Consider the following 24,163-nt stretch of genomic DNA (forward strand, 5'->3'; position numbering starts at 1 on the left):
GATACACCCCTGAAACTCAGGGGCTTGAATCACGCAGCCAAGTCGACCGCAACCAAATTAATAGGTCCAGAACCTAGTCAATGGCTTGGTGCAAAACTGAAAAGCGTGATTGTGAATGCCTGCTTCAGGCTGGGACCAGCCAATCATGCTTGCTGCGGAGAACGGCAACACTGAGCCCATAGCAGAAGTGACGATTTTTCGCTGCGCGCACCCGGCATAGAATTTTCTGCATCTGCTCAGTTTTTGGTATCACGGTGCAGCGTGACAAACTGCGGTTCAAACATCAAGCAGCGAGGTCACGAAAGGCAAGGACCTGGTCGCGGACAAAGCTGCCTTACGCGATAGCCTTTGACCTGCTCCGCGAAACGTCCCTCGTTCTGATGTAGAGTTTGTTCAACCTTTTGAAGGAGCAAACAGATCCGAAAGAGCCGTTTTACAGAAGCGCAGATCATCGGAATGATCAAAAAACAGGAAGCCGGGATGCCGACTGCAGAAGTGTGCCGCAAGCATGGACTGAGTCAGGGCACACTCTATATGTTCAAATCCAAATACGGCGGCATGCACTGCATGGCAGGGTATCGCGAAGCGATGTCCCGAGAGTGGAAGTGTCGGATGCAACCAAGCTGAAGGCGCTGGAGGATGAGAACGCGAAGCTCAAACGCCAACTGGCGGATCAGATGCTGGACAACGTCGTTCTAAAGGATTTTCTGGTAAAGAGCTGACGACACCAACAGACCGACGGAATGCGGTGCTTTGGGCGGTGCGGGATCATGATATCTCACAACGTCGAGCGTGCAGGCTCGTTGGTGTCGATCCGAAGATCTGTTCGGCGCGATCGTCCACCGGAGCCAGCTATTGTCGCGCTATTGGATCGAGCGACAATGGCGGCCCTGACATCCGCAAGGAAATGAAGAGGATCGCTGCCAAACTGACGACGAAGAATATGAAAAACCCGCAACCTCCCGTTATGAATGAGGGAGTCTCGGGGAACAGGTTCCATCAGATGGAAGATTATCACCAACCCTCCACCACCAACCTGACAAAGCCAACGAAAGATTTGGGCCTAACTATTTTTGAATTCGAAGTTCCCTTGCCTTAATGTGCAAAAAACGGAGATTAGGATTTTTGGTTATGTTAAGAAGTTGTGGAATACTGGGGCTCTCTATCGCACTTGCAAGTCCCTCATTTGCAAATGATGTCGTTATTCTGAATGGCAGGGTGATAGATCCTGAAACCGGCCTAGATGCTGTCCGCAATGTCGCAATCGAAAATGGCAAAATCACAGCAATTAGCGAGTTCGCGTTGACAGGTGAAACCGTGATAGACGCTTCGGGCCATGTCGTCTCTGCGGGCTTCATCGATCTGCACGCTCATGGTCAAAACATTGGCGACTATAGGATGCAAGCGATGCAGGGCGTGACTACCGCGCTCGAATTGGAGTCCGGGGTGCTGCCGATCAAGGACTGGTATGCCACTCAAGAGGAAAAGGGGTTGCCGATCAACTTTGGCGCTTCGGCAGCCTGGACCTTTGGGCGCATTGCGACGTTTACCAACACCGATCCGCTGGCCACGCCGGGCTATTTTCAGGACGCGCAGGGGCGAGATGACTGGAAACTCGACATAGCAAGCGCTGAGCAAACCGACCGCATTCTTGCGCTCGTCGAAGAAGGGTTGCGCGAGGGCGCCTTGGGGATCGGGATCAATGCCGGATACGCCCCAGGATATGGCCAGAAGGAGTATTACGCGCTCGCAAAACTGGCGGGCGAATACGGTGCGGCGACCTTCACCCATGTGCGCTATGCCAGCAATCTTGAGCCGCAGAGCTCATTTGAGGCAGTGAAGGAGCTCATAGCAAACGCAGCGCTCACCGGCACCCACATGCACATCTGTCACATCAACAGCACGTCTCTGTCCGACATTCACGCAACTCTCGAACTGGTGGACGATGCCAAGGCGAAAGGTATCAATATTTCTGTGGGTGCCTACCCTTATGGAGCTGCAAACACAGTTGTGGGCGCGGCTATGTTCAGTGGCGAAAACTGGCGCGAAAGAATGTCGTCCACGGCAGAGAATTTTCAACTGGGTGCTGACCGCATGACCGAGGAAGAATTGGCAGATTATCAAGCCAACAAGCCCGGCACCTTCATCACATGGCATTTCCTTGATGAGGAAAACCCGACGGATCTCGCTCTGCTCGACGCGTCCATCACGCATCCCGAAATACTGATCGAATCCGATTCAGTTTTCTGGTCCTACTTTGACGAAAACGGTGGGATATCCAATTACGAAGGGGATGCATGGCCCTTGCCTGATAACGTGTTCAGCCACCCCAGATCGTCGGGCACCTTTGCAAAGATCTTGCGTGAATACGTGCGCGAACGCGGGTTGATGTCGCTGGAAGAAGCAATTCGCAAGATGTCCCTAATGCCCGCGCAGACGCTGGAGGATTTCGTCCCGCAAATGCGCAACAAGGGGCGCATCCAGATCGGGATGGATGCCGATATCGTTGTCTTTGATCCAGCAACCATTACTGACAACGCGACGTTTGAGAATGCCAACCAACCGGCAACGGGCGTGCAGACTGTTATAGTGAACGGCGGCGTTGTCGTACGCGACGGAGAATTGGTTCTCGATGCCCCTCATGGCCGCCCGATCCGCCGTCCTCTCGCGGACTAGGCATCACCAGAAGCATCCAAGAAATTGGTTTTATGGAGAAGATTATGAAGCAAAGCCCTGCTTTCGCCCTTGCATTGTCAGTTCTGGCACTGAGTGCATTTTCTGCCCAGTCGCAGGAGTTTGACATTGTCATCAGCAACGGTCGGGTGATGGACCCCGAAACCCTCTATGACGGCGTTGCGAATGTCGGCATCAAGGAGGGTCGGATTGCAAAGATCTCCAAGCAGCCGCTTTCCGGCACATCCGAGATCGACGCGACTGGTCATGTCGTGGCGCCTGGCTTCATCGATACGCATTTCCATTGGCAGGCGCCGCTCGGCTATGCGCTTGGCTTGCGCGATGGGCTGACCAGCAGCATGGACATTGAGGAAGGCTGTGCCGGCACTGTCATCGCCAAGTGGTACGAGATGCGCAAGGATGTCACCCAAGCCAACTATGGCTGTGCTTCAAGCCACGAACAGGCGCGTGCCATGGCCATTGACGGGTTCGACAATGAGGACGTCTTGGTGATGGGGCCAGCGGCCGCCTTAGAGACGCGAAAAGACTCGGGCTGGAGCCTTGGGAAGGCGGATTTCGACAGCGGAAACGAGATTTTGCGGATCATCGACAAGGGGCTGCAGGATGGTGCTCTCGGCATCGGCAGCACGGTTGGGTATATGCGGGATGGGGTCACCACCCGCGAAATGTTTGAAGTGCAAAAGGTTGGCGCGCGATACGGTCGACACACGGCCGTTCATACCCGTTTCACGCCAGACGATTCAGTCCACGAGAACCTGGGAGCGCAGGAGATCATCGCCAATGCGCTCGCTCTGGGTGCACCGGCCACAATTAACCACTACAACAATCCCGGTTGGCGTTTGGCCCATGAGATTATCCAACGACTTCAGGAACAGGGTCACAACATCTGGGGCGAGATCTATCCTTACGCCGCTGGCTCTACGGCATTGAACGCGGTATTCATTCAACCGGAAAACTGGGTCGAGCGTCTTGGTCACAAGTTCGAAGATACTTTGCAGGATCCAATCACTGGTAATTTCTACACCGAAGCGACCTACGAAGAAGGCGTTAAGAGTGAGCCAACAAAGGAAATTCTCCTTTGGAAAATGCCCGCAGAAGACACGATAAAATGGCTGACGCTAAAAGGTGCAACCATGGCAAGCGATGCCATGTTTGCAGAACCCCTCTTTGGACCGTGGAACACCCCGTTCGACGAACTCAGCAATACGCATCCGCGTGTCGCCGGAGCTCGGAGCATCTCTCTGCGTCTGGGTCGTGAGAATGACATCCCGCTTATGCAACTGCTATCCATCCTGAGTTACAATGCTGCAAAGCATCTTGGAGATACCGGGCTCAAAGCCATGCAGGAACGCGGACGCGTTCAAGAAGGTATGATCGCCGACATTGTGGTCTTTGATCCCGCAACAGTGACCGATAATGCCACGTATGAGCAGGGTACGATCCCGTCGACTGGCTTTAAAGCGGTGATCGTGAATGGAACTGTCACAGTGCAGGACGATGACTTACTGGAAGTATTTGCGGGACAGCCTATTCGCTTCGAGCCAGAATCCAAACCACGGTTTGAGCTGGTTTCAGAGGAAGCCTGGAATCTCAAGTTTTCCACCGGCATGCCAGATGTTGCGCCCGGCATTCCGCCTAAGGGTGGGAACTGAAATGTTTGGAAAAAACTGGATGCACAATCCCGTTGCTGCCTTTGCGGTTGTGATCATGAGTTCACAGGCCATGGCCGAATCGCAGGCCATCACTTTTTCAGAGCTGCGGGATCCTGCAGCTCTGATATACGAAGACCCGTTCCAGGACATGGGCCTCCAAATGCTTGAGGAGCTTCGGACCGTCGTCAGGCTTGAGGCCAGGTTTGAGCAAGGCGACATTCCGGAAGACGCGCAAGAACGCCTAATGACCAGCCTTGAAGATGCCCGAAAACGGCTTCAGGACAATGGACATGATATCGATGCTCTTTTGACGCAGCGTTGGACAGTTGCAGAAAACCGTAAGCGTGCCACCACCGCGACGAACCCCGAGCTTGAGAATTCGTACGTCAGAATGAATGGCTTTCTTATTCCGGCGGGATCAAATGACGCAGGGTTCCCGATTGCATATCTCGTTCCAGAAATTGGCATGTGCAGCCATAAACCCGCGCCTCCTCCGAACCAACTTGTCCGTGTCCAGCTTAAAGAACTGTCTCCAGTCAACACACCCTACGTTATGGTACAGGTTTCCGGGACTCTTCGGGTGCAACCCAGCGATGAGACCATCTTTATCTCAGATGGAGAAACCCGAATGCACAGTATGTGGCAACTCAATGCAAAGGATGTTGTTGCGGCCACTGGATCTGCCAACAGCGTTACTCTTAATGGATGGCAGGAGCTTTTGCAGTCGAAAACACTCGCACGGACTCCACCAGGCGCAGACTGAAATCAGGAGAAGCAGCCGTTTTAATATGGGCGAGGTGTCAGACGGCAGCGTGAAACAGCGGTGCGCATAAACTAGCTCCCCGACATTAATCCGAGGAGCGTACTTGCGTGTGGCTTTCAGTAGGGGTCCTTTTTACCAAAAGCGATCTGTTCACGCCGTGGTAGGTTCCTTACCACGGCGTGAACAGAGACAAGATAACTGACGTTAAACGTCATTCTGACGCGCTAGAGTCAGCCACTCCCGGGCTGTCCGCGCCGGATTGGTCGACGGTGAAGGGTTTGATCGCGAAATTCTCCAACCACTCCTTAACAACAATAGGCTCAAATCGGCCGCGATCTTCTACCGGAAAACGGATGGGTTGGCCGGCCCATACTTTTCGGAATGCTCCATCCTTGACCACCAGTTGACCGTTGACGATGACGTAGGGAATACCTGTTGTCGGATTACCCTGTTCACCAGCTTTGTAAGTAGCATTGTCACGAACGCGCTCTGGATCGAATATGGTGATATCGGCCACCATCCCTTCCTGCATTCGACCACGCACCTTCATGTCTTGGAGACCTGTATCGCCTAGATGTTTCGCCGGCCAATACGACATTTGCGCAATAGTAAACATGAGTGGAACACCCTGTTCGCGCCCAAGCCGAAACACCGTTCCGCGGGTGCCAGCCGTTCTTGGGTGCCCCTGATACTCAGACGGATCAAGATCCCAACTGTCGAGACCTTTGCCAGAGTAGATCGAGTCAGAGGCGACAATCATGTGCGGCATCCGCAGCCAATAGGGCAGCCATATTTTGCGAGAGGGGCTGAAGACCACCACAAGGCGGCTTGGGTCAGAATCCCGCGTTGACTCATATTCCGCCTGCGTAAGGAACTTGTCGGCGATGGGATCGTACATCGAGTCCTCATAGGGAACGCCGAAGGTGGCGTAGACTTCGGGCTTGAAAAAGTCAGAGGAAATTGACGTCGAAGCCGCGGTGTACGGATAGTACTCTGACCAAACATTGTACCCTTGGGCTCGGGCGGCTTGCAGCTTTTCCTCGTTCTCCCACCAGCCATAATCATTATTGTGCAACAGGCTTACAGGTGCATCAAGCGCCATCGCGTTGGCCAGAATTTCATCAAAACCGAGTGGTGCTTCGGGGGTCACAGGGCTGCCATGAAAGCGCACATGCGCCCCAAGGTAACGTCCGTAAAAAGACCCAACTTCCTGTGTCTTGAACATTTCATATGTCGTAAGGCCATTGGCCATGTAACCCACAGTGGAAGAAATATTGAGTGCGCCTTGACGAAGCTCTTCATCGATAAGAGACAAAACCTGATTCAACTGATCCAGATCGCTGCGTCCGTCCTGCCAACCGCAGAACCCATCCGAACAGGCCTCTGCCCGAAGCCCGCCCAGTAAAAGCGGCGCATCATACCAGCCGTCAATCTCGACCTCTGGGTCGTGCACCCGCAATCGGGCACCCTCTTGGCTAACACCAGTACCGTAGTTCAATGGCCACGCGCCTTCCTTGGCGCTGTACCATTCGCCAACGTTTATGGCCCCAATCTCTAGGTCCATACCGGTTGTAACGCCATCCAAAGCAGCCAACTTCAACGAAAGACCGTCAAGTGCGTGAAAATGGAAATCGATGAACCCTGGCGACACGACATGCCCTTGCGCAAAGATTGTCTCACTACCGGTGATCTCGTCCTCTGTGATCGTCTGGATGATGCCATCCGTGATACCTACGTTAAGGACCGAGTCCAGCATCGTCTCAGGGTCCATCACGCGGCCATTGAGAATTACTAAGTCATAATCCTGCGCAAAAACCGGTTGGCCAAAAACCAATCCGGCCGATAGGACCAACGCGGAAGACGCCGTTAATTTGCCTCTTATTTTCTCGATGGGAAATGACATCCAAAAACTCTCCTTGTTGGCTAACGTCATGGTTATTCCAGTGCAAGCGGGTCAAAGGATCCGCGTTTCTGCGTGTTCGCACTTGCAAAGCTTGGAGCAATGAAGCGGCTTTCAAAGCGCTGATGCGTGCCGCAGAACACTTGAGCGATGCTGACACCATTGCGAATGGGAGCACCGCCTTTTCCCAGCGTCGAGCCAATCGTGCTAAGGTCCAGTGCAGCCGAGCGCACAAGATCGTCAAAAGCAGTGGTGCCGGCCCCTGCGTTGATGTTCTCGGCCTCAGTTTCTGGGGAAGTGTCAGAAATCAGACCATTCAGATCGATTGCGTCAATGGTCTGTGCGCTGGTTAGCGTTGCAAACGCGGAATAAATCGTCGCAGTCAGTATGTGCCGTAGCATCGTGTTTCCAGTACTTGTTCTCGTCAAAATCTTGACGGGTTCCGTATCGCGCCAACTGCGGCACACCTCAAAAGTTCAAAACTTTGAAGCCGACTTCAAACGACCAGTCGTACGGAGCGTCCTTGCCAATTCCCACGCCGGGCTTGATAAAAACTTGGCTGTCCCCGCCAAAAAGCTTACCCGTCAACATTCCAAAGGTGACCTGCAGGCTGCCAAACGTGTCGTTACTTTCCCAGTCATGGACAATGGCGGGGTCAAAGGTCATGAATAGTCTCCGATTGGGCAGCTTAGGCACGTAATAGAAATCCAACGTAGTTGTGTTGAGTTTCTGTCCAGCACTATTGCCGCCCTCCAGACCAAAGGTCTGCACCCAGGCCGGAGCAAAAATTGCGCCATTGTCGAGGAACATCGCGTAAAATAGCGAAGTCTCCAGCGCCATCTGACCATAGCCAGCACCATTGCTTGCCGTGTCTAAAAACAGCTCTGCTGTGTAGGCGGCACCCGCCTTTGGGGTCAGGTGAAAGACATTGAGAAACGTCAGGCTGACGTCTCCGACTGTAGTATCTTCAAACAGGTTAGAGTTTTGACGGAGGTTCGGGTTGTCCGCAAAAGGAACAGTTAACTTCAACGCCTTGGAGCCATCACCGATCGGTTGTTGGTAGAAAAACTCCAGTAGTCCGTTGTTCAAGTTCGGATTTATTTTGTTATAAGAATATTGCAGACCCATCTGTGTGGTCAACTTGGTAGGGTTGGTCCCGTTTTCGGCATCTGTCGAGTCGCTAAGTTGTCGTTGAATATCATCAAGATTTGCACCTTCCTGAGCCGACGTCGGAACCGAAAACAACAGGGCGACCGAAAACACTGTTGCTGTGACGAATGAAATCCTTTTGGGGAATGCTAAAACACCGGTGAGTTTCCTCGGTTTTTTGGTCACACTCTTGCTCCTAAAACTAATCAACTTTCGGGCTCTGCTCAGCTCTAAAAAGCGATACGAGCGCGTAGACCCAACAGAGCGATGGTGTCTTCGTTGGGATTGAACGCTGGATTATGAATTATCTGGATGCTCGGGGTAAACTCGATGCCTTCGGTCAGTTGCCACTTTTGAAAGACCTCAACCGTAATTTGATCATCCAGTCCTGAACCAAACGTGCCTTCGTTTGGGCGACTCCAGTTGACACCAACGCCGAGTAAATTTCGACTTGGATCCCGCGTGTAGCCAAATCCAGCACTCAATGCGGCCTCATAGAGGCTACCTCCGCCGTCCGACCAACCGCCACGCAGGAAAGGAAACCAATGATCTCCGACAATTTGGCTGAAACTAAAGGCCACACCATGGCCTTTTGGCGTTCCGGCCTTTTTGCGTTCGTCAATTTGCCAGAACGTGATGTGCGCGTTGTTGACGAAGCGCGCTTTTTGACCCGTGGTCCAGCCGATTTCAGCCGATTTGAAGGTTTCACCCTCGCCAAAAAGTGTGTCCCATCCAGCAAGTGGATCCGAAGCATCCGCATTGGCATCAGCGATGCCCGCTGCAACATAGATATTGTCGTTCAAGAAATAGCCTGCCGCCAATCCAAGCGAACCATCCGGCAGCCCACCGATGGTGCCAGATCCGGTTTGAAACGCGAGATTGGAGAACCCACTCCATGGGCTCGCAAGGGCATAGACATCCACATAGTCAGTCACGTCTAGCCAGCCAGCGTAAGCAACGCCGCGACCCTGTGCGAAATTTTGCTCCCAGTATAGGTGGGTTGTGCGCCATCCTTGAGCGCTGAAGACTGAGCTTACCAGTCCCGCATAGCCGATCTCTCCGCCGAAGTCGGTTACAGCTACGTCCCCGTATCTGTGACGGTTCTCGAATTTGAAGACCAGGCTACCGCTGTTGGCGGAACCGCGGCCGGCCAGCTCCCATGAACCAAACATGCGAAGGGCGCCACTACCAGCTGAGTTTTCGCCAAGGCTTTCAGAAGCGGCATATGCCAGCGCATTGTAATCGAAACCGATATCCAGACCGATTCTTTCTTTTAGAGACGCCTTTCTCTCCGACCAAGACTTTTGAAGATCGACATCCAAAACATCGTTCTTTTCCTGTTCATCGGATGCAAGCAGAGACGGAGTGGACGCTGGCCCTGAAAGTGCCCCTCTAGCAGTTTCAGCTTGGAGCGAAACCGATAGGCCGAAAAACAAGGCCCAAGACGACAGCCCGATCTTAGCTGCACGGACGTAAGGTACGGTGCTTAGATATGTGGTAGGTCTTTGTTTTAAAATCATATTCACAACTCATCCTTGAAAATCTTGCCACCTTTCATGATCAAACTGATCCCACTCTCTGGTTCAACCAAAAGCGAAATGTCTTCGAGCGGATTTCCGTTGAGCAAAAGCAGGTCGCCGTAAGCACCTTCCTTGATGACCCCAAGCGGTCCGTCCAAGTAGGGGTGGCGTCGCCCAGACCGTTCAAAAAGCTCCGCATTCAAAGAGGTTGCCTGACGGAGAATATCAACTGGCTCGTAATAGGCAGTACGCGCCACAAACTCCTGACTCTGGAACGGACCAAGGTCGATCGTTCCCAAAATATCGGTCCCAAAGGCCATTTTAAGACCAAGCGCCTTAGAGCGTTCGTATCCGTTGGTCGCTCCTGCCTGTGCCTCAAGGTATTTTGGAACGGAACTCCCAGTCATTCCCGCCTGTTCAGGCCCCACGCTGAAAGACAAAAACTGGGTCGAAAAAAAGATGTCGGCGTCTTTCATCATTTGCATCGTTTCTTCGGACGCAAAGAGGCCATGTTCGATTGATCGTACACCTGCTTTGATAGCGTTTTGTATCGCCATATCGGTATAGGCGTGGATCGTTGCATAGGTGCCCCAATTTTTGGCAGCCTGAACGATCGCAGAGAGCTCTTCCTGAGTGTATTCTGTGACGTCTAGAGGGTCGTGTGCACCAGTAATTGAGCCAGAGCCCATGATCTTTATCTGGGTCGCGCCATATCTAAGTATTTCCCGGGCTGCTTTCTGCACCTCGGGCACACCGTCGGCAACAATCGTCCAACCCCGCAAATATGCGGGGTCTATCTGGTTGGTGAAATGCGGCGACAGATAATTCATCCTTGGATCGAAGTCACCATGGCCAGATGTCTGAGAAATGAAGAACCCTGACGGAAGTATTCGGGGACCCGGTACAACGCCACTGTCAATTGCCTGTTTGAGCCCGAAGGACGGACCGCCCATGTCGCGCACGGTTGTGAAACCGCGCATCAACATGCGCTCTGCGCTTTGAGCGGCCATGGCCCCCGTGTATTCTTGCGGGGACGCGTAAATCAGATTTTCAATGGTATCGTTCCACATGATGTGGACATGTGCGTCGCTCATTCCGGGCGTTAGTGTTCGCCCGTCGGCATCGACCACGGTGGCATCAGCGTCCGACAATGCCTCGCCCACCTCAGCGATCATCCCATCGCGCACCAAAACGTCGAGCCCGGTCATCAACTCTTCTGATGTTCCGTCAAAGATTTTTGCACCGCGGATAAGCGTGGCTTTGGTTGAAGGGACCTGCGCGCGTCCGGCATTTGGAAACACAGATGCTGCGGCACCCCCGGCAACGAAGGCTCTGCGATTGAGTTTCAACATCAACCATCTCCTGAAAAAATTTGCATCAATTAGAAAACGATAACCGGCAACCACGCATTTGGGGCCATATTTCGAGGCCTAAATCTTTCACCTCGCCATCCGATATGAAAACTTCATGTGTCGCACGTCTAAGTTACGCGAGTGCAATTCGCAGTGTCCGAGGGACTGAAAGGCCCATTGTGCCAAGTAGGTGCACCGACAAGGCGTTGCAGTGCGGACTTCGGCAATGCAACCAATATTGAACGCGGAGCTGGAACTCAGGTGAAACTCGTTTTGATGTCAATCCAGCAACAACATGACGTCTTGTCACTAAGCCGAATTTTGAGCACCAGCTGCTGAAACGACCAACCGCACAGAATAATCATCTGCGCCGTTTCGAAGCCGGCAGCGGCTCAATTACGGAGGTCAAGTAAGAGGATCATCTCCCCATCAAATCAACCTGCACGAGATTTTCACACGATTTTTTGTCGTGACAGACATCAAGGCATGCTCCATTGTTGGTAAACACAATTTTTTTCGCCATCTGCGCAACTATATTGCGCAGGTTCTTCGGCTTGTTGTTGATTTCTGTAAAGATTGGTTTTTGATCTGCTGTGATAAGTGATTTTGATACACAATCTGGTTTGTTTGCCCCTTCGGACCTCGGGAGGACATTGGGCCTGCGCGCAATTTCAACTATGCGCGAGCAAAACATCGGGCTGCCGGTTGTCGAAGGCGGTATCGTGTTTTTGGGTAATCGCCGCCCAACGATGCGCGCTTTCAAGATGGCAGGACGAAATTGCGTGATCACGCGCATGCACGTGCCACAAGCTTATACCGCCTACAATGTTCCGGATCCAAATTGGATCACCCTGCATATCCCTCTTACGTGGAGCGGGGACTATGTTTTTGATGGATACCAAGTCAGCGAGGGCGATGCCTTTCTCGCAGACTGTTTGAACGGCTACTCGACAGCGGGCGAGAACCGTGACGCCATCACTTTGGGAGCAACACGCGAAGCAATTGAATCAGCAATGCGATCCATGAATGGCGGGTGTGATAGCTCTTTCGAATTTGGCGCATCTATTATTCAGCCGAGCACTGTCCTGTTGCAAGCCGTTGCGGGGCAGATCCACGCCGCGATGGAGGTGGAGCGTTCACTAGGGGCTCGCCAAGAATTACATTTTATGCCTGAAGTTGCTGAGCGCGACTTCATAGATGTTTTGGCTATGGAATTCCGTTCGGCCGAAAGTGCGAACGCAGTAACAAGAGGACTAAGCCGTCGCGCCGTAGATGTGGTTGCCGAGGCACGCCAGCTTACACTCGCGCACTCTAGTTCCGTACCCAGTCTTTCAGAAATCTGCGCGATAACGCGTGTCGGTCAAACCCGTCTCTTTGAGTGTTTTCAAGAGGTTCACGGCTTGGCGCCGTACAAATGCCTTATGGCATTCAGGCTGAGCGCCGCACGCGAAAGATTAACCGACAAAGACAATCCGCCACACTCGGTGAAGCAAGTCGCTCTGGACACGGGTTTCACCAAATCAGGGCGTTTTGCGGAGTGTTTTCTCAGACAGTTCAGTGAACTCCCATCTGAGGTTCTTAATCAAACCCAAAACGAGGCGTTGATGAACACATGACAAACGAGACAACAGTTATTTGCGAGGGCTTAGTTTGGCCTGAAAGCCCGCGCTGGCATGCTGGAGAGCTTTGGATAACGGAGGCCTTTGCGGAAAAGTCTGGAGTTAGGTCTGTCTCTCTAGATGGAACGCAAACACTACATATCCCGGTCTCTGGTGGACCCGCTGGAATGGATTTTCTGTCCGATGGTACGGCGGTGTTAGCTGCTGCGTTCGATCGAAAAATCCTCAAGCGCGGCCCTGATGACGAAGCGTTCTCAACCTTCCTTGATCTTGACGGCATTGCAGCTTACCCCAATGAATTGATTGTTGGGCCAGGCGACCGAATTTTCATCGCAGACAGCGGCTTTCAGGTCGGTGTCGATCCTTACCAGTCAGGGCGACTTATTGTTGTGGAAACAGACGGAATCGCAAGTGTTCTCTGCGACGAGCTGCCCTTTCCAAACGGCCTTGCTATCACGCCCGACGGGCGAACGCTGACCATGGCAGAGTCATTCGCAGGCCGCCTGTCGCAATTGAAATTTGGCTCTGATAACAGTCTCTTGGAACACTATGTACACGTCGCCTTTGATAACCTCGGCGTGATTGAAGACTTCGAAGCAACCTTCACACGCAAGTCCGCTCCAGACGGAATATGTCTAGACGAAGCTGGTAACATATGGGTTGCTAACCCGCTTGAGGCCAAAGTCCGATGTATCTCTCCTACGGGTAAGCAGGTTGATGAGGTTGTGATCTCTCAAGGTGGAATTGCATGTATGCTCGGTGGCCAAAATGGCACAACCCTCTTTGTTTGCACCGGTGATCCACTTGCGATGGCGCAACAAAACGGCCGAATAGAGATAGCAGAAGTCGATGTTCGCGGCGCGGGTTATCCACGATCCGTCATCCCCCAATAGCATGTTAAGTCATTGGTCTGGACCAGACTGCATGAGCCAACGAGAAATTTTCCCTTAATACGTAGATCGCTCACTTCTCAATTCGGCGTGGCCAAAATGAAAGAGGCTCATCGCCTCTGGCACTGCGAAGGAGGGATAGATCAATATCACTCAGTGTCTGATTCAGGCGAGTGTGCTGGCTTCAAAGCCTCTGTGCTTGCGGCCTTATCCTTTAAAACTCTCTCATTCTCAACATGGGTTAGAGCCCGAGCAAATTGTGTAAACAACAAAACGAAAACCCCCACTCCGACAAAGATGTAAACGACGGTAAAAATCTTCCCCAGATCAGTCTGCGGCGACAGATCGCCCAGACCTACCGTGGATACTGTGGTGGCGCTGAAATAGAGTGAGTCCGTCCAACTCCAGCCTTCTACGCTACGATAAAACACGGTGCCTGAAAAAAGAATCAATGATGCGAGCACAAATCCAGCTCGAAAATCGGGAATGCTCCAAGAGCGTCCAATTGCCTTAAGTAGGCGAAGTAAATGGTTCTGTTGCAAACTTTTGACCATTGGAGCTGGGCAGGTTAGGCGGTGGCTGGCCAACCGTATTCACCAGTTGAAAGCCAGCTCATGATCTTCTTCAAAGGCGCACAATATCCGAAGGATGTTATCCTCTTTGCGGTGTTCTTCTACGTTCGATACGGCGTCTCGTACCGTGATCTGGAAGAAATCATGGCCGAGCGTGGCGTTTCGGTTGACCACACCACGCTGAACCGTTGGGTGACACGATACTCCGGTGCCATTGCCGATGCAGCTCGCAGACGGAAGGGATTGTGTGACCGGTCCTGGCGAATGGATGAAACTTATATCAAGGTGAAAGGTTCGTGGGTTTATCTCTATCGAGCGGTCGACAAATACGGCAAAACGCTTGATTTCATGCTTTCCCCACGCCGAAACAAACCTGCTGCGACAAAGTTCTTCGCCAGGATGCTAGAGGTCAACGGCCTTCCCAGAAAGATCGTCATCGACAAAAGTGGCGCCAATACTGCTGGCGTAAAGGCGATCAACAAGATGCTCAAAGGCTTTGGTTGTCCGATTCCAATCGAGATGGTGAGGCGGAAATACTTGAACAATGTCGTTGAACAGGACCACCGTTTCATCAAGAGGCGCACGCGACCGATGCTGGGGTTCAAGGCCTTTGCTTCAGCATCGGCGACGCTAGCAGGCATCGAGGTTTCGCACATGATCCGCAAGGGGCAATTCACACCCGGACTCTGCCCATTTCAGCAGTTCGCTGAGCTCGCAGCCTGACTCCCGAGCAATTGCTGAAACTGCTCGGCGGGCTCAAAACTTTGCAACAGAACCACCAAGCAGAGCCACGGTGAGAAGGTCGTAAAAGACATTCGCCGTGCGACCCGCAAACAGTACTCCGCAGAAGAGAAGATCAGGATCGTGCTGGACGGTCTGAAGGGCGAGGACAGCATTGCGGAGCTGTGCCGTCGAGAGGGCATCGCGCAGAGCCTTTATTACAGCTGGTCCAAGGAATTCCTGGAAGCCGGCAAGAAACGTCTGGCAGGCGACACGGCTCGCGCGGCAACTTCCACCGAAGTGAAGGATCTGAGACGGGAAGCCCGTGATCTGAAGGAGGTGGTTGCCGAACAGGCCTTGGAATTGCGCCTGCTCAAAAAAAGCATGATCGCGGATGGGGACGACGGCGAATGAGATACCCTGCGTCTGAAAAGCTGGAGATCATCCGCCTCGTCGAAGGCTCGCATCTGCCGACCAAGCGCACTTTGGAAAAGCTGAGCATCCCGAAGACCACCTTCTATCGCTGGTATGACCGGTATCTGTCGGGTGGTCCTGAGGCGCTTGAGGATCGTAGTCCCAAGCCATCACGGGTCTGGAACCGCATTCCCACGCCAGTGCGCGAGAAGATCAAGGACCTGGCCCTGAAGGAAAGTGAGCTTTCCCCGCGTGAGTTGGCAGTTCGCTTCTCCGACACAGAAAAGTACTTTGTGTCAGAGGCTTCGGTCTATCGCATCCTCAAGTCTTACGACCTGATCACCAGCCCGGCCTATGTGGTTCTATCGGCGGCCGACGAGTTCCGGGACAAAACCACTCGGCCGAACCAACTCTGGCAGACCGACTTCACTTACCTGAAGGTCATCGGCTGGGGCTGGTTCTATCTGTCGACCATCCTCGATGATTACAGCCGTTACATCATCGCCTGGAAGCTCTGCACGACGATGAAGGCCAGTGATGTCACCGATACGCTGGACCTGGCTTTGCAGGCTTCGGGCTGCGATCAGGCGACGATTCTGCACAAACCACGCCTGCTCAGCGACAACGGGTCCAGCTACATCTCTGGTGAGCTTGCCGAATGGCTGGAAGATCAGAAAATGGATCATGTTCGAGGCGCGCCATACCATCCGCAAACCCAAGGCAAGATCGAGCGCTGGCACCAGACTCTCAAGAACCGCATCTTGCTGGAAAACTACTATCTGCCCGGTGACCTTCAGCAGCAGATCGATGCTTTCGTCGATCACTACAATCACCGGCGTTACCACGAAAGCTTACAAAACCTCACGCCCGCTGATATCTACTTCGGACGCGGACAGACCATTCTAAAACAACGAGAAAGGATCAAGCGAAAGACCATCGAAACCCGGCGCTTGCTTCACCGCAAATCCGCCGCATAATCAATCCAACCAGATGAGCCACGCTCTCTCTTAGATCAGAGCGCCATCTGTCCCAAAATCTCTGACAACCCCAGACCGTCTCGATGCCGCAATAACAGATGGCTTGCTTGAGAACGGCGCCATCCGGGTGTCACCTCAGGGCTTGGCCAACGGAGCGCCGAGGGTGTTTTCGAGCGTGGAAGCAGCGCGCACATTCCTGAAACGTGGCGAACAGATGCCAAAGTTGCTTAGTTCAGTGACAGCAGCACATCTCGCCCACCCGAGCTTTGTTGTTGCCGAGATAAAGCGCTCGGCCAGGTACGCGAGATCGGAGGTCGTGGTTTTTCTGAGCCAGAGCTATCCAACAAAGGAGACTGCCGAACGCATCTGGGGCGAACTCAAACACTTCCGGTGCATGTCGGAAGCTGAACTAAGAGTTTAAATCGAACACTTGGCCAGATGTCGGCAGCGCGGACAAACCTGCCGCTCACCAAACTCAGCCAGACGACGGCTAACTGAGCTTTGCCGGCCTTCTCGCATTGTGACGGCTACGCAAGTGCAACATAACTCCGCGTGTAGCGAACGACGCAGTGCGGCCGTTAGTCAAAACTCAAAGCGGACGACCGCTAAGGGCACCTTGTTCGGCAAAATGTGCTGGTCACAGGTGGGTTTCATAAACCGTTTTTTGCGAGCTGCAGTTATTACTGGCGATTGAATCAATTAGCGCTCATGCAGTTGCTCACGCAGCGCAGCAACTGCCGACGGAAGATCGTCCTCGAAACCGGGAATGAACTCCTGCTGGATCGCAGCATTCAACGCGTCGTCGGCAGCTGCCTCGGCTGCGGTGGCCGATCCGGAAAGGGTCTCGAACTCCTCGAAGGCCTCAAGGACCAGAAGCGGCTCTCGCAGGATGCCCTGAACCGTCATGCTGATCGACATATGTTCGACCTGGTTGTTGTTCTCCGGCGGGCCAACGAATTCGGGTGCGAAGCCGGAAACGCCCCAGATCGATGAGTTGTCCAGTGCGATCCCGGTTTCGTATTGCCAGATCGTTCCGACATGGAACCGCGTGGTGAATCCGTGGTTGAACAGCTTGATATGTGTGAGTGGGTTGCGGCGCGAGGACCCCACAATCAATTGCTGCCAGAGGTAGAGCGCAGCCTGCTCCCTTCCGCGAATGTATTCCGAAGTCTCCAGCATGTGCTCCGGCGGAACTATCTCAATCAGTTTGATTGCTGCCTGGAACAGGTCAAGCGCCGTGTCGAGCGCCGTGTCATCAGTGCCGCCCCCTGACATCTCGGCCAGCTTGAAGGCGTGAAACCGGGTGTAGGCGCCGCCGAGCGCTTCAAGGTATGGTTCGCCCTCTACTGACGCAAGCGCGTCGACAACGCGATAAGCATCCCAACCATCTGCGCGCAACTGGTCGGTATCCACGTCCCAGAAGGTCGATGGAATCTGGCGGCCGAAATCACCGGTTCGAAGAGCGAGCGCCCTAAGCCCCTCGGCATATTCCATCAGTTGCTGGGATGTGACCACACCGTCATCGAGGCGGGCGAGATGACCGGAGATAGAAATGTCGCCCAGAAGTGGCTTTTCGCTCAGGCCCGCATCTCGCAACGCCTGTTCCACTTGAACTCGGGTCGCCTCGGCAACAGGCGCCGATCCTGTTTCGGCTTTGGAAACTGCGCTACCTTCCAGCCGTTGCTCCGGAAGCCCGAAGAACAGAAACCGAACCTGTGGAACGGCCAGAACGACGACGGCAAGCGCCAGACAGCACAAGGTCCCAGTCCATACCAACCATTTCATAACTCATCCGGCCCATGTACAACGCGATTATTTCGTGAGCGCATCGAAATCGGATGTATCCACATCGGAGACAGCTTCCTGTGCGATGGCATCGTAATCGGTCGCTTTGTTGGTTTCCTCAGCGACCTCGGCTGCAAGCGCAGCCGAGGCCCCGATGGTCGCGGCAGTCCGCACCTCGTCTTCACTGGCGTCGCAGGCGGCTAGCACACTCAGACAGATGACGATTGCCGGTGCCAGAGCTCGTCTATTTTGCGATGTCACTTGGTGTAATCCTCGAACCCTTCGACATTGCCGCCAATGACCGTGCAGTTACCTGCGGCTTGAATTGTCGGCTGGTCCCAGTTGACATTCCAGTTCACGACGATGGTGTCGCCGTTTTCCGAAGCGGGGAACACCGAAATCGCAGCATTGGGCAGATCTGCGAACTCGGGAACTTGCCACAGGTAGTCGTGACAGGTCTTGAGGGCGTTGGTTATCTGCCTGTCAAAGGCTTGGGCAGCATTGGCTGCAACCATCAATGTAAGGCACGCGCCGATAGTTTTTAGCATTGAAAATGTCCTTTCAGATTTCCATGTCAGCCAACTTAGACCCAAGCCTAGTGCGCCATCAGACTTCGTCAAACAGAATGGGTTCTTTTTGGCCTTCAATCCTTGCGCTGGACCGACGAGCCAGCACCGCTACTGCTCCTCTTCGCCTTGTTCGGAAAGACCCTTACCCAGCATAGCGTTCACACGGTCGAGTTCCGCGCTCGCTATCTCCCCGATGGAGGTTCCCTTCAGTCCGCCAACTGCGACCATGGCAACCTCCAACGGGTACTCGGCATCGACCAGTGCGACAAGATCCTCGGCATTGCCATCCTCGGTGGTTAGGTCGGTCAGGATGTCGATATAGGCTATTATTGCACCGTTCTGCGCTGGCGAAACCAGTTCCTTTGACGGCAGATCGCTCAATAGTGTTTCGGTGACCAGCGAGACGTATTCCTGCAGCGACATGGCTGTGTCGCCCAGGAGACGACGTTGCATGTAAACCATCCTGACGCTCTTCCGGTTCAGGACTTCGTCCATGATCTGCGCCGCTGCGTTTTCGACCGAAATCAACCCTCCGACGGGCCGAAAACGTCCGAGCAAGTCCGGGTCTGCAAAAGCACTGAGGCCATGGATGGCTTCACCGGTAAGAAACTCTACGGCTCTCCTCTGCTCTTCAGGGTCTACATAGGCGAACGGTCGGTCGTCGCCGGAGGTCTGTGTGACACCGCCGATCAGCTTGCCGACGCTTCCAGCGATACCGACATAGCGATTGAGCGCGTCTCCGTAGGTCTCCTCTAGCATGGCTTGTGGATTGCGCGCGTCCTCTACTGCCAGGGGCAACGCCGCAAGGCTCGCGTGCAGCGCGGCGATCCCCGCACGCGTTGCCAAGATCCTGTCTGCCCCAATGTTCTCAGTCTGAACACGGTGATCGAACTGGGCAAGATACTCCTCGCCACGTTCGCCTGCTCCCCAAATGAGTTCCGGACGCTCCTCGGCTTCCGCCGCGATGGAATCAAGCTCCTCTGCGTCGACATCGGAGGAATACCCCCATCGGATGGCGTGCCGATCGTAGGAGCCAATGATAGGAATGAGTTGCGTGACGCCATCATCCGGCTCCGCCACGTAGTTGAACCGCCCATAGGCCATGATGGAGGACGTGCTGCCGTTCTCCGCAGTGAATAACGGGTCCCTGAGCTGTGCCGTCGACCAGGCCGTCGAGGCGCGGTGGTTGTGCCGCAACCCGAGCGTATGGCCCACCTCATGTGACACGACGTACCGCAGGATGCGCCCCTGCAATTCCTCCGGCAGCGGCAGTTTGGCCGCGGCGGGATCGGTCCGGTGCATCAGCAAATAGTAGTAGCGGCTGAAAAGGTTCAAGACGTCCGGCCAAACCAGAATATGGGCGGAGAGAATTTCGCCGGACCGGGGGTCGTGGATGTTTGGCCCCATCGCGTTCTGCACCGGCTGTGCAACCCAGCGGATGACACTGTGGCGAACATCTTCCGGGGACCAGCCCGGGACTTCATCCCGGCTTGGCGCGTCACGGGCTATGATTGCATTGGTAAAGCCCGCGGCCTCGAAGGCGGTCTTCCAGTCCTCAACCGCCTGGCGAATGTAGGGACGCCAACGATCAGGGATTTCACGGGATAGATAGAAAACGATCGGTTCAACCGGGTCCGACGGGCGTGGTGCATCCGGGTCGGCGTGTTCCAGGCGGAAGCGAAGGGCGGCACGGTCGCGTGATTGCACGTCGCCGAACGCGCTTTCAAAAACCAGATATTCGGTGAAGAAAAACCCAACCCGGTCGTCATAGGGGCGACGCTCCATCGGGGTTTCTGGCAACACGGCAATCGAATGCGCCGTTTCCAACGAAATCGGCTGTGCCAGCCCGACCTGATCGGTCGCTTCGAAGGTCAGTTGTGAGCGGACAAAGAGGTTGTCGGGATAAACTGATGCTTCAGCAACGTAGGATCGGTCGGGGTCGTTTGACCCGGGAGCGAGGCCGGTAGATGCCAATTGGGCGGCGACCGAATAACCGGCGATATCGCCCCCAAACACCTCCTGCAAATCCACAAGTACGGCGCCAGTGTCGCTTTCCGCGAGGATCGGGAAATCGACGATGATGGGACCAAGGTTGGCGCGTTCCACAGCGAGGTTCACAGGGCGAAGCTTGTCACGCCCGCCAGTGTAATAGGGATCGCCCGAAACCTTTTCGAACGAGGTCCCTGAAAGGGACCGCACCATGATCCGATCGGGCCGCCGTTCCAACTGGATCAGGCGGGCCCCCAAGGCGTTTCCGCCGAATGCCACTGCGTCGGTGGGATATCTGGAAACTTCGGCGTACCAGATGAGGCTGCGTTCGAACATGTCGCGCGGTATCGCAAGCAACAGATCGCCGTCTTTTTGGTAGAGGTCGAAGACTCCAGATCGAACCTCGGCACCGGCTATACGCTCCTGAAAGCTCGCCGATTGCGCCCTGGCATTGGCGGGCATCAGCGGGACAGCAAAGGCAATGCAAAGTGCGAATGCCAAGCGCATCATGGGTCTCCTCGTCGACGATTTTTCAAGCGCGCTCACGTTTCCAGAGATCGGACGTTCCAGTCTGGTAGTTTTGCAAGTGTCCGACATTCGAAAATGCTAACACTGAAGTATAAGTTTGAGAACTCACAAAGCTGCCATAGGCCGTATCCGCGGCCAAGCTCCGGAAACCGCCCACCTGAACCGCTTCTGCTTCCATGCCCGCAGGGACTTTGCGCTAGCGGCGAAAGTCCGCACGATCGGCATGGCCGCCGCTGGTGCGGCACGCAGCATCGGGGAAGTATGGGCTCCCCTTCATCTTTCGCGGCGCGTTGCCCGAACGCTGGCTGCCGAAGCGCGAATGTCGGCGCATCAAACAAACACAGATAAGTATCAGAGGTATAGTCCGCAAAGCCAACGGCGGGTTTCAAACTGCCCTCACCTTCGATCACGCAGCACCGACATCGGACGGCAGTGAGCCCGAAACTGACGCTGGATAATTCGGTGCTGCCATGCTGCTCCTAATCTTGACAGCCACGCGAGCAATTCAACTGTGAGCGAACAAAAATGCAGTTACGTCGCGTTCAAGACGTGGCCACTCCGGGTCATTCCGGGTCATCAGATGATTGTTGCTTTCATATGTAATGAGACGCGCATTCGGCAGGCCTTTGGCGAATATCTGCCCCTGTTCGACAGGTTGCATTCGATCTCCCGTCGAATGGCACAGGAGGCATGGAACCTCGACGGAAGGCAACAAATGTCGGATATCTATGTAATCAATGACATCGCGATACCGGCCCATGTTTTTCGGTGAAATCATCTCGCGCATATCACGAGCGGTTTGACGCCGTTCTTCGTCGCTTGCACCCGGTGTGATGATCTGAGCCATCAGATCACGCATCGATGGGTAGTCATCAGCCGAACACACGACCCATCGTTCAGCCAGAGCAGTCCTTTCTTCGGTTGTTTCACTGGCACTTTCAGCCCCTCTCGCCGCCAAAGCCGTTCAATCCGCCCATCGCTGACAGACCAGCCAGCCTCTCTCAGCAGTGCAGCGATCCTGCGATAGCCATATCGGCCATATTGACGGGTCAGCTCGATCATGTCGGCCACCAGCCGGTCTTCGTCTGCGCGACCTTGTGGGACGCGCCGTTGCGTGGACCGGTGTTGTCCAAGCACGCGGCAGGCGCGTCGCTCAGATACTTTGAGCTGGCTGCGGACATGATCGATGCAGGCACGACGACGAGCGGGGCTCAGAAGTTTCCCTTTGTGGCTTCCGTCAGGATCAGTTTGTCCAGCGTCAGATCTGAAACTGCGCGTCTCAGCCGCTCGTTCTCTTCCTGAAGCCGTTTCAGTTCCTTCAATTGATCAGCACCCATTTCACCGTACTTCTTCCGCCAGCGGTAATAGGTTTGCTCAACAACTCCGATCTGTCTGATCGCATCAAGACGGGACATGCCTTGACCCATCAGAACTTCAACCTGCCGTAACTTCGAGACAATCTCTTCAGGCTTCGGTCGCTTGTTTGCCATTCTTGGTCCTCCGTTTCCTAAACATAGGGGTGGACCAGTTCAGTTGGGGAGGCTCAGCTCAGGAGAACACACTCGCCCCTATGGATGCTCCCACTTACTTTTTTGTTTGAAAGTAGAAGCCTATCGCATGAGAGCGTAAAGAATTTTACGCGCGGAAAAAATATTGATTTATGAAAAATAAGATTCAAACATGCGAATTCGACTCAACTTTATTTTACCTCCGTTGTTGTCGGTGTCGCCCGATTTATCGGGCCCTTCCGACTGCTAGAGTGAGTGCTGGCGGTCGGAAGGCCTTTAATAATGATCGAGCGTTGGGAGGACGCGATGCTTAGACTCAACGAACTGGCCCTCCCTCCAGAGTTCGCTCTAGCTTTTTGCAGTGACGCCATTCAGCCATCACGCGTTGTTGGCGGTCTCGGTAGTCAACGAAAAATCGTTCCGCCGACCAAGCCCTCCGCGGCAAGTTTTGGGTAAGACAGTCACAGGAACGAGGTATGTTCTATTGGCTGCACAGACGCGAGAGCTTCAAACAAGCGCATCCAATTTTATTAATTTCAAGGGAACCAAAGGGAGAAGAAAATGTCTAACAAGATGGTGATGATTGCAGGCGCGATATGTTTCGCACTGCTTGCGGCCTGCGACGACACGAGTACATCAAGCGCGTCCGCCGAGCTCACGCCGGCTCAGCAGGCGTGTTTGCGAGATGTAGCCAACACGACGAACAATTCGCAAGTCGTGGTGCTCTCATCTGCGTTTAGCGAGGCTGGAACACAAGTCACTGTAGGCGTTGGCGAGGATCGTGCCCCTTGGAATTGTATTGCTTACAGTGATGGCGCGACAGCTGGTATCGAGTTCCTGGGCGACGAAGGCGCATTGTGAGCAGTCTGCTGCGTAGCCGAAATCGGCTGCGCAGCACTGGCTTGATCTTCTGAGGCTCGACTTGGTTTGTAAATCCATCATCATCGTATTCGCGATCCTGTATCTGTTGGCGTTGGTTGCGTTCTTGACAGGTACATTTGGCTGGTTCGGACAAGAAAGAGACCCTTTGTCCGGGGTGTTCCTTTTGCCGTTGGGACTGCCTTGGATACTTGTATCGGACTTGGTTTCAGAGCCAGTTAAACCGTGGTTCGCGGCGCTTGCACCGGTTCTCAACCTGTTAGTGCTGGTCTTGATTTGCAGATGGGCACGCAGTTTGCGGCAGTAGTGAAGGCTGAACTCTTTCTCACCAAAAGGGAGGAAAACATGGGAAAAGTGATCTTGGGTATTGTGATCGGGCTGGTCCTCGGTGTGGTTGGGGCGATGACCTTAGGTGGCGGAGCCGCAATGGGTGTCGGTGCTGCGACAGGTTTGTCCGCCGGTGTCTGCTCCACATTGAAAGGAGCACAAGCCGAGAACCTGATCACCGCCGAGCAAGCGGATCAGATCCTCAATCGCGTAAACTCCGAGATGGCATCGCTACAAGGTATTGAACCAACAGACGAGATCGTCGGCAGCGCACAGGCATGCGATGAATTTCTATCAAAGTTACGAGAAGCGAAGTGAGGTTCCGCTTTGTACGGAACAAAATTGTAAGGACAAGC

20 protein-coding genes and 2 pseudogenes are annotated in these 24,163 nt (G+C 54.1%); 10 read left to right on the forward strand and 12 right to left on the reverse strand.

The window, feature by feature from the left end:
• Window positions 1–417: 417 nt before the first annotated feature.
• From AC2FLP_RS11710 to AC2FLP_RS11725, 4 genes and pseudogenes are all read left to right on the forward strand, one after another.
• A pseudogene (locus AC2FLP_RS11710) lies at window positions 418–854 on the forward strand (transposase); the annotation flags it as partial.
• 277 nt (window positions 855–1,131) lie between these two features.
• Complete coding sequence (locus AC2FLP_RS11715) at window positions 1,132–2,676, forward strand: amidohydrolase family protein (protein WP_282121147.1); 1,545 nt, start codon at window positions 1,132–1,134, stop codon at window positions 2,674–2,676.
• A 44-nt stretch (window positions 2,677–2,720) separates the two neighbouring features.
• A complete protein-coding gene (locus tag AC2FLP_RS11720; protein WP_282121148.1) occupies window positions 2,721–4,346 on the forward strand; it encodes an amidohydrolase family protein in 1,626 nt (541 codons plus the stop codon).
• 19 nt (window positions 4,347–4,365) lie between these two features.
• Entirely contained in the window at window positions 4,366–5,109 is a 744-nt protein-coding gene (locus AC2FLP_RS11725; RefSeq protein ID WP_299642392.1) for a DUF3299 domain-containing protein, read from the forward strand.
• Window positions 5,110–5,320: 211 nt separating this feature from the next.
• Here the strand turns inward: AC2FLP_RS11725 and AC2FLP_RS11730 are convergent, their stop codons facing one another.
• The 5 genes from AC2FLP_RS11730 to AC2FLP_RS11750 form a co-directional block, all read right to left on the reverse strand.
• Window positions 5,321–7,012 carry an amidohydrolase family protein gene (locus AC2FLP_RS11730; protein ID WP_496686153.1) on the reverse strand — a complete coding sequence of 564 codons (1,692 nt, stop codon included), beginning with the start codon at window positions 7,010–7,012 and terminating at the stop codon, window positions 5,321–5,323.
• A 32-nt stretch (window positions 7,013–7,044) separates the two neighbouring features.
• Window positions 7,045–7,410, reverse strand: coding sequence for a hypothetical protein (locus AC2FLP_RS11735; RefSeq protein ID WP_496686156.1), 366 nt, complete (start codon window positions 7,408–7,410; stop codon window positions 7,045–7,047).
• Window positions 7,411–7,477: 67 nt separating this feature from the next.
• Window positions 7,478–8,344, reverse strand: coding sequence for a hypothetical protein (locus tag AC2FLP_RS11740; RefSeq protein WP_496686158.1), 867 nt, complete (start codon window positions 8,342–8,344; stop codon window positions 7,478–7,480).
• A gap of 44 nt (window positions 8,345–8,388) precedes the next feature.
• Entirely contained in the window at window positions 8,389–9,678 is a 1,290-nt protein-coding gene (locus AC2FLP_RS11745; protein ID WP_496686179.1) for a carbohydrate porin, read from the reverse strand.
• 2 nt (window positions 9,679–9,680) lie between these two features.
• Entirely contained in the window at window positions 9,681–11,030 is a 1,350-nt protein-coding gene (locus tag AC2FLP_RS11750) for a metal-dependent hydrolase family protein (RefSeq protein WP_496686161.1), read from the reverse strand.
• A gap of 653 nt (window positions 11,031–11,683) precedes the next feature.
• Between AC2FLP_RS11750 and AC2FLP_RS11755 the strand changes: the two genes are divergently transcribed.
• Window positions 11,684–12,646, forward strand: coding sequence for an AraC family transcriptional regulator (locus AC2FLP_RS11755; RefSeq protein WP_496686163.1), 963 nt, complete (start codon window positions 11,684–11,686; stop codon window positions 12,644–12,646).
• The gene (locus AC2FLP_RS11760) at window positions 12,643–13,542 is read left to right on the forward strand and encodes an SMP-30/gluconolactonase/LRE family protein (RefSeq protein WP_496686165.1); all 900 of its coding nucleotides are present in this window, start codon (window positions 12,643–12,645) and stop codon (window positions 13,540–13,542) included. Before AC2FLP_RS11755 ends, AC2FLP_RS11760 begins: the two co-directional genes overlap by 4 nt.
• A 146-nt stretch (window positions 13,543–13,688) precedes the next feature.
• Here AC2FLP_RS11760 and AC2FLP_RS11765 read toward each other — a convergent pair whose 3' ends face one another.
• Window positions 13,689–14,093, reverse strand: coding sequence for a potassium channel family protein (locus AC2FLP_RS11765; protein ID WP_496686167.1), 405 nt, complete (start codon window positions 14,091–14,093; stop codon window positions 13,689–13,691).
• Window positions 14,094–14,153: 60 nt separating this feature from the next.
• Here AC2FLP_RS11765 and AC2FLP_RS11770 point away from each other — a divergent pair, with 60 nt between their 5' ends.
• Both AC2FLP_RS11770 and AC2FLP_RS11775 read left to right on the forward strand, forming a co-directional pair.
• The gene (locus AC2FLP_RS11770) at window positions 14,154–14,834 is read left to right on the forward strand and encodes an IS6 family transposase (RefSeq protein ID WP_496686182.1); all 681 of its coding nucleotides are present in this window, start codon (window positions 14,154–14,156) and stop codon (window positions 14,832–14,834) included.
• A gap of 90 nt (window positions 14,835–14,924) precedes the next feature.
• Window positions 14,925–16,222, forward strand: a protein-coding gene (locus AC2FLP_RS11775; protein WP_496686185.1) for an IS3 family transposase whose coding sequence is annotated in 2 segments (ribosomal slippage) — window positions 14,925–15,207 and window positions 15,207–16,222 — 1,299 coding nt in all. Because the reading frame shifts where the segments join, the coding sequence is not laid out codon by codon here.
• A 699-nt stretch (window positions 16,223–16,921) separates the two neighbouring features.
• Here the strand turns inward: AC2FLP_RS11775 and AC2FLP_RS11780 are convergent.
• From AC2FLP_RS11780 to AC2FLP_RS11805, 6 genes and pseudogenes are all read right to left on the reverse strand, one after another.
• The gene (locus AC2FLP_RS11780) at window positions 16,922–18,007 is read right to left on the reverse strand and encodes a hypothetical protein (protein ID WP_496686170.1); all 1,086 of its coding nucleotides are present in this window, start codon (window positions 18,005–18,007) and stop codon (window positions 16,922–16,924) included.
• A gap of 27 nt (window positions 18,008–18,034) precedes the next feature.
• On the reverse strand, window positions 18,035–18,268 hold the full coding sequence (locus AC2FLP_RS11785) for a hypothetical protein (protein WP_496686172.1): 234 nt from the start codon (window positions 18,266–18,268) through the stop codon (window positions 18,035–18,037).
• On the reverse strand, window positions 18,265–18,555 hold the full coding sequence (locus tag AC2FLP_RS11790) for a hypothetical protein (protein WP_170342835.1): 291 nt from the start codon (window positions 18,553–18,555) through the stop codon (window positions 18,265–18,267). The genes AC2FLP_RS11785 and AC2FLP_RS11790 overlap by 4 nt, the downstream gene beginning before the upstream one ends.
• 129 nt (window positions 18,556–18,684) lie before the next feature.
• The gene (locus tag AC2FLP_RS11795; protein WP_496686175.1) at window positions 18,685–21,072 is read right to left on the reverse strand and encodes a zinc-dependent metalloprotease; all 2,388 of its coding nucleotides are present in this window, start codon (window positions 21,070–21,072) and stop codon (window positions 18,685–18,687) included.
• 526 nt (window positions 21,073–21,598) lie between these two features.
• The gene (locus tag AC2FLP_RS11800; RefSeq protein WP_299902214.1) at window positions 21,599–21,952 is read right to left on the reverse strand and encodes an alpha/beta fold hydrolase; all 354 of its coding nucleotides are present in this window, start codon (window positions 21,950–21,952) and stop codon (window positions 21,599–21,601) included.
• Between the two features lie 14 nt (window positions 21,953–21,966).
• A pseudogene (locus AC2FLP_RS11805) lies at window positions 21,967–22,583 on the reverse strand (IS3 family transposase); the annotation flags it as partial.
• 579 nt (window positions 22,584–23,162) lie between these two features.
• On the opposite strand from AC2FLP_RS11805, the gene AC2FLP_RS11810 reads away from it, so the two are divergent.
• Both AC2FLP_RS11810 and AC2FLP_RS11815 read left to right on the forward strand, forming a co-directional pair.
• Complete coding sequence (locus AC2FLP_RS11810; RefSeq protein ID WP_496684672.1) at window positions 23,163–23,462, forward strand: hypothetical protein; 300 nt, start codon at window positions 23,163–23,165, stop codon at window positions 23,460–23,462.
• A gap of 300 nt (window positions 23,463–23,762) precedes the next feature.
• Entirely contained in the window at window positions 23,763–24,125 is a 363-nt protein-coding gene (locus AC2FLP_RS11815) for a hypothetical protein (RefSeq protein WP_496684674.1), read from the forward strand.
• The last annotated feature ends 38 nt before the right edge of the window (window positions 24,126–24,163 follow it).

Source organism: Ruegeria sp. CDSA141 (genome assembly GCF_059612005.1).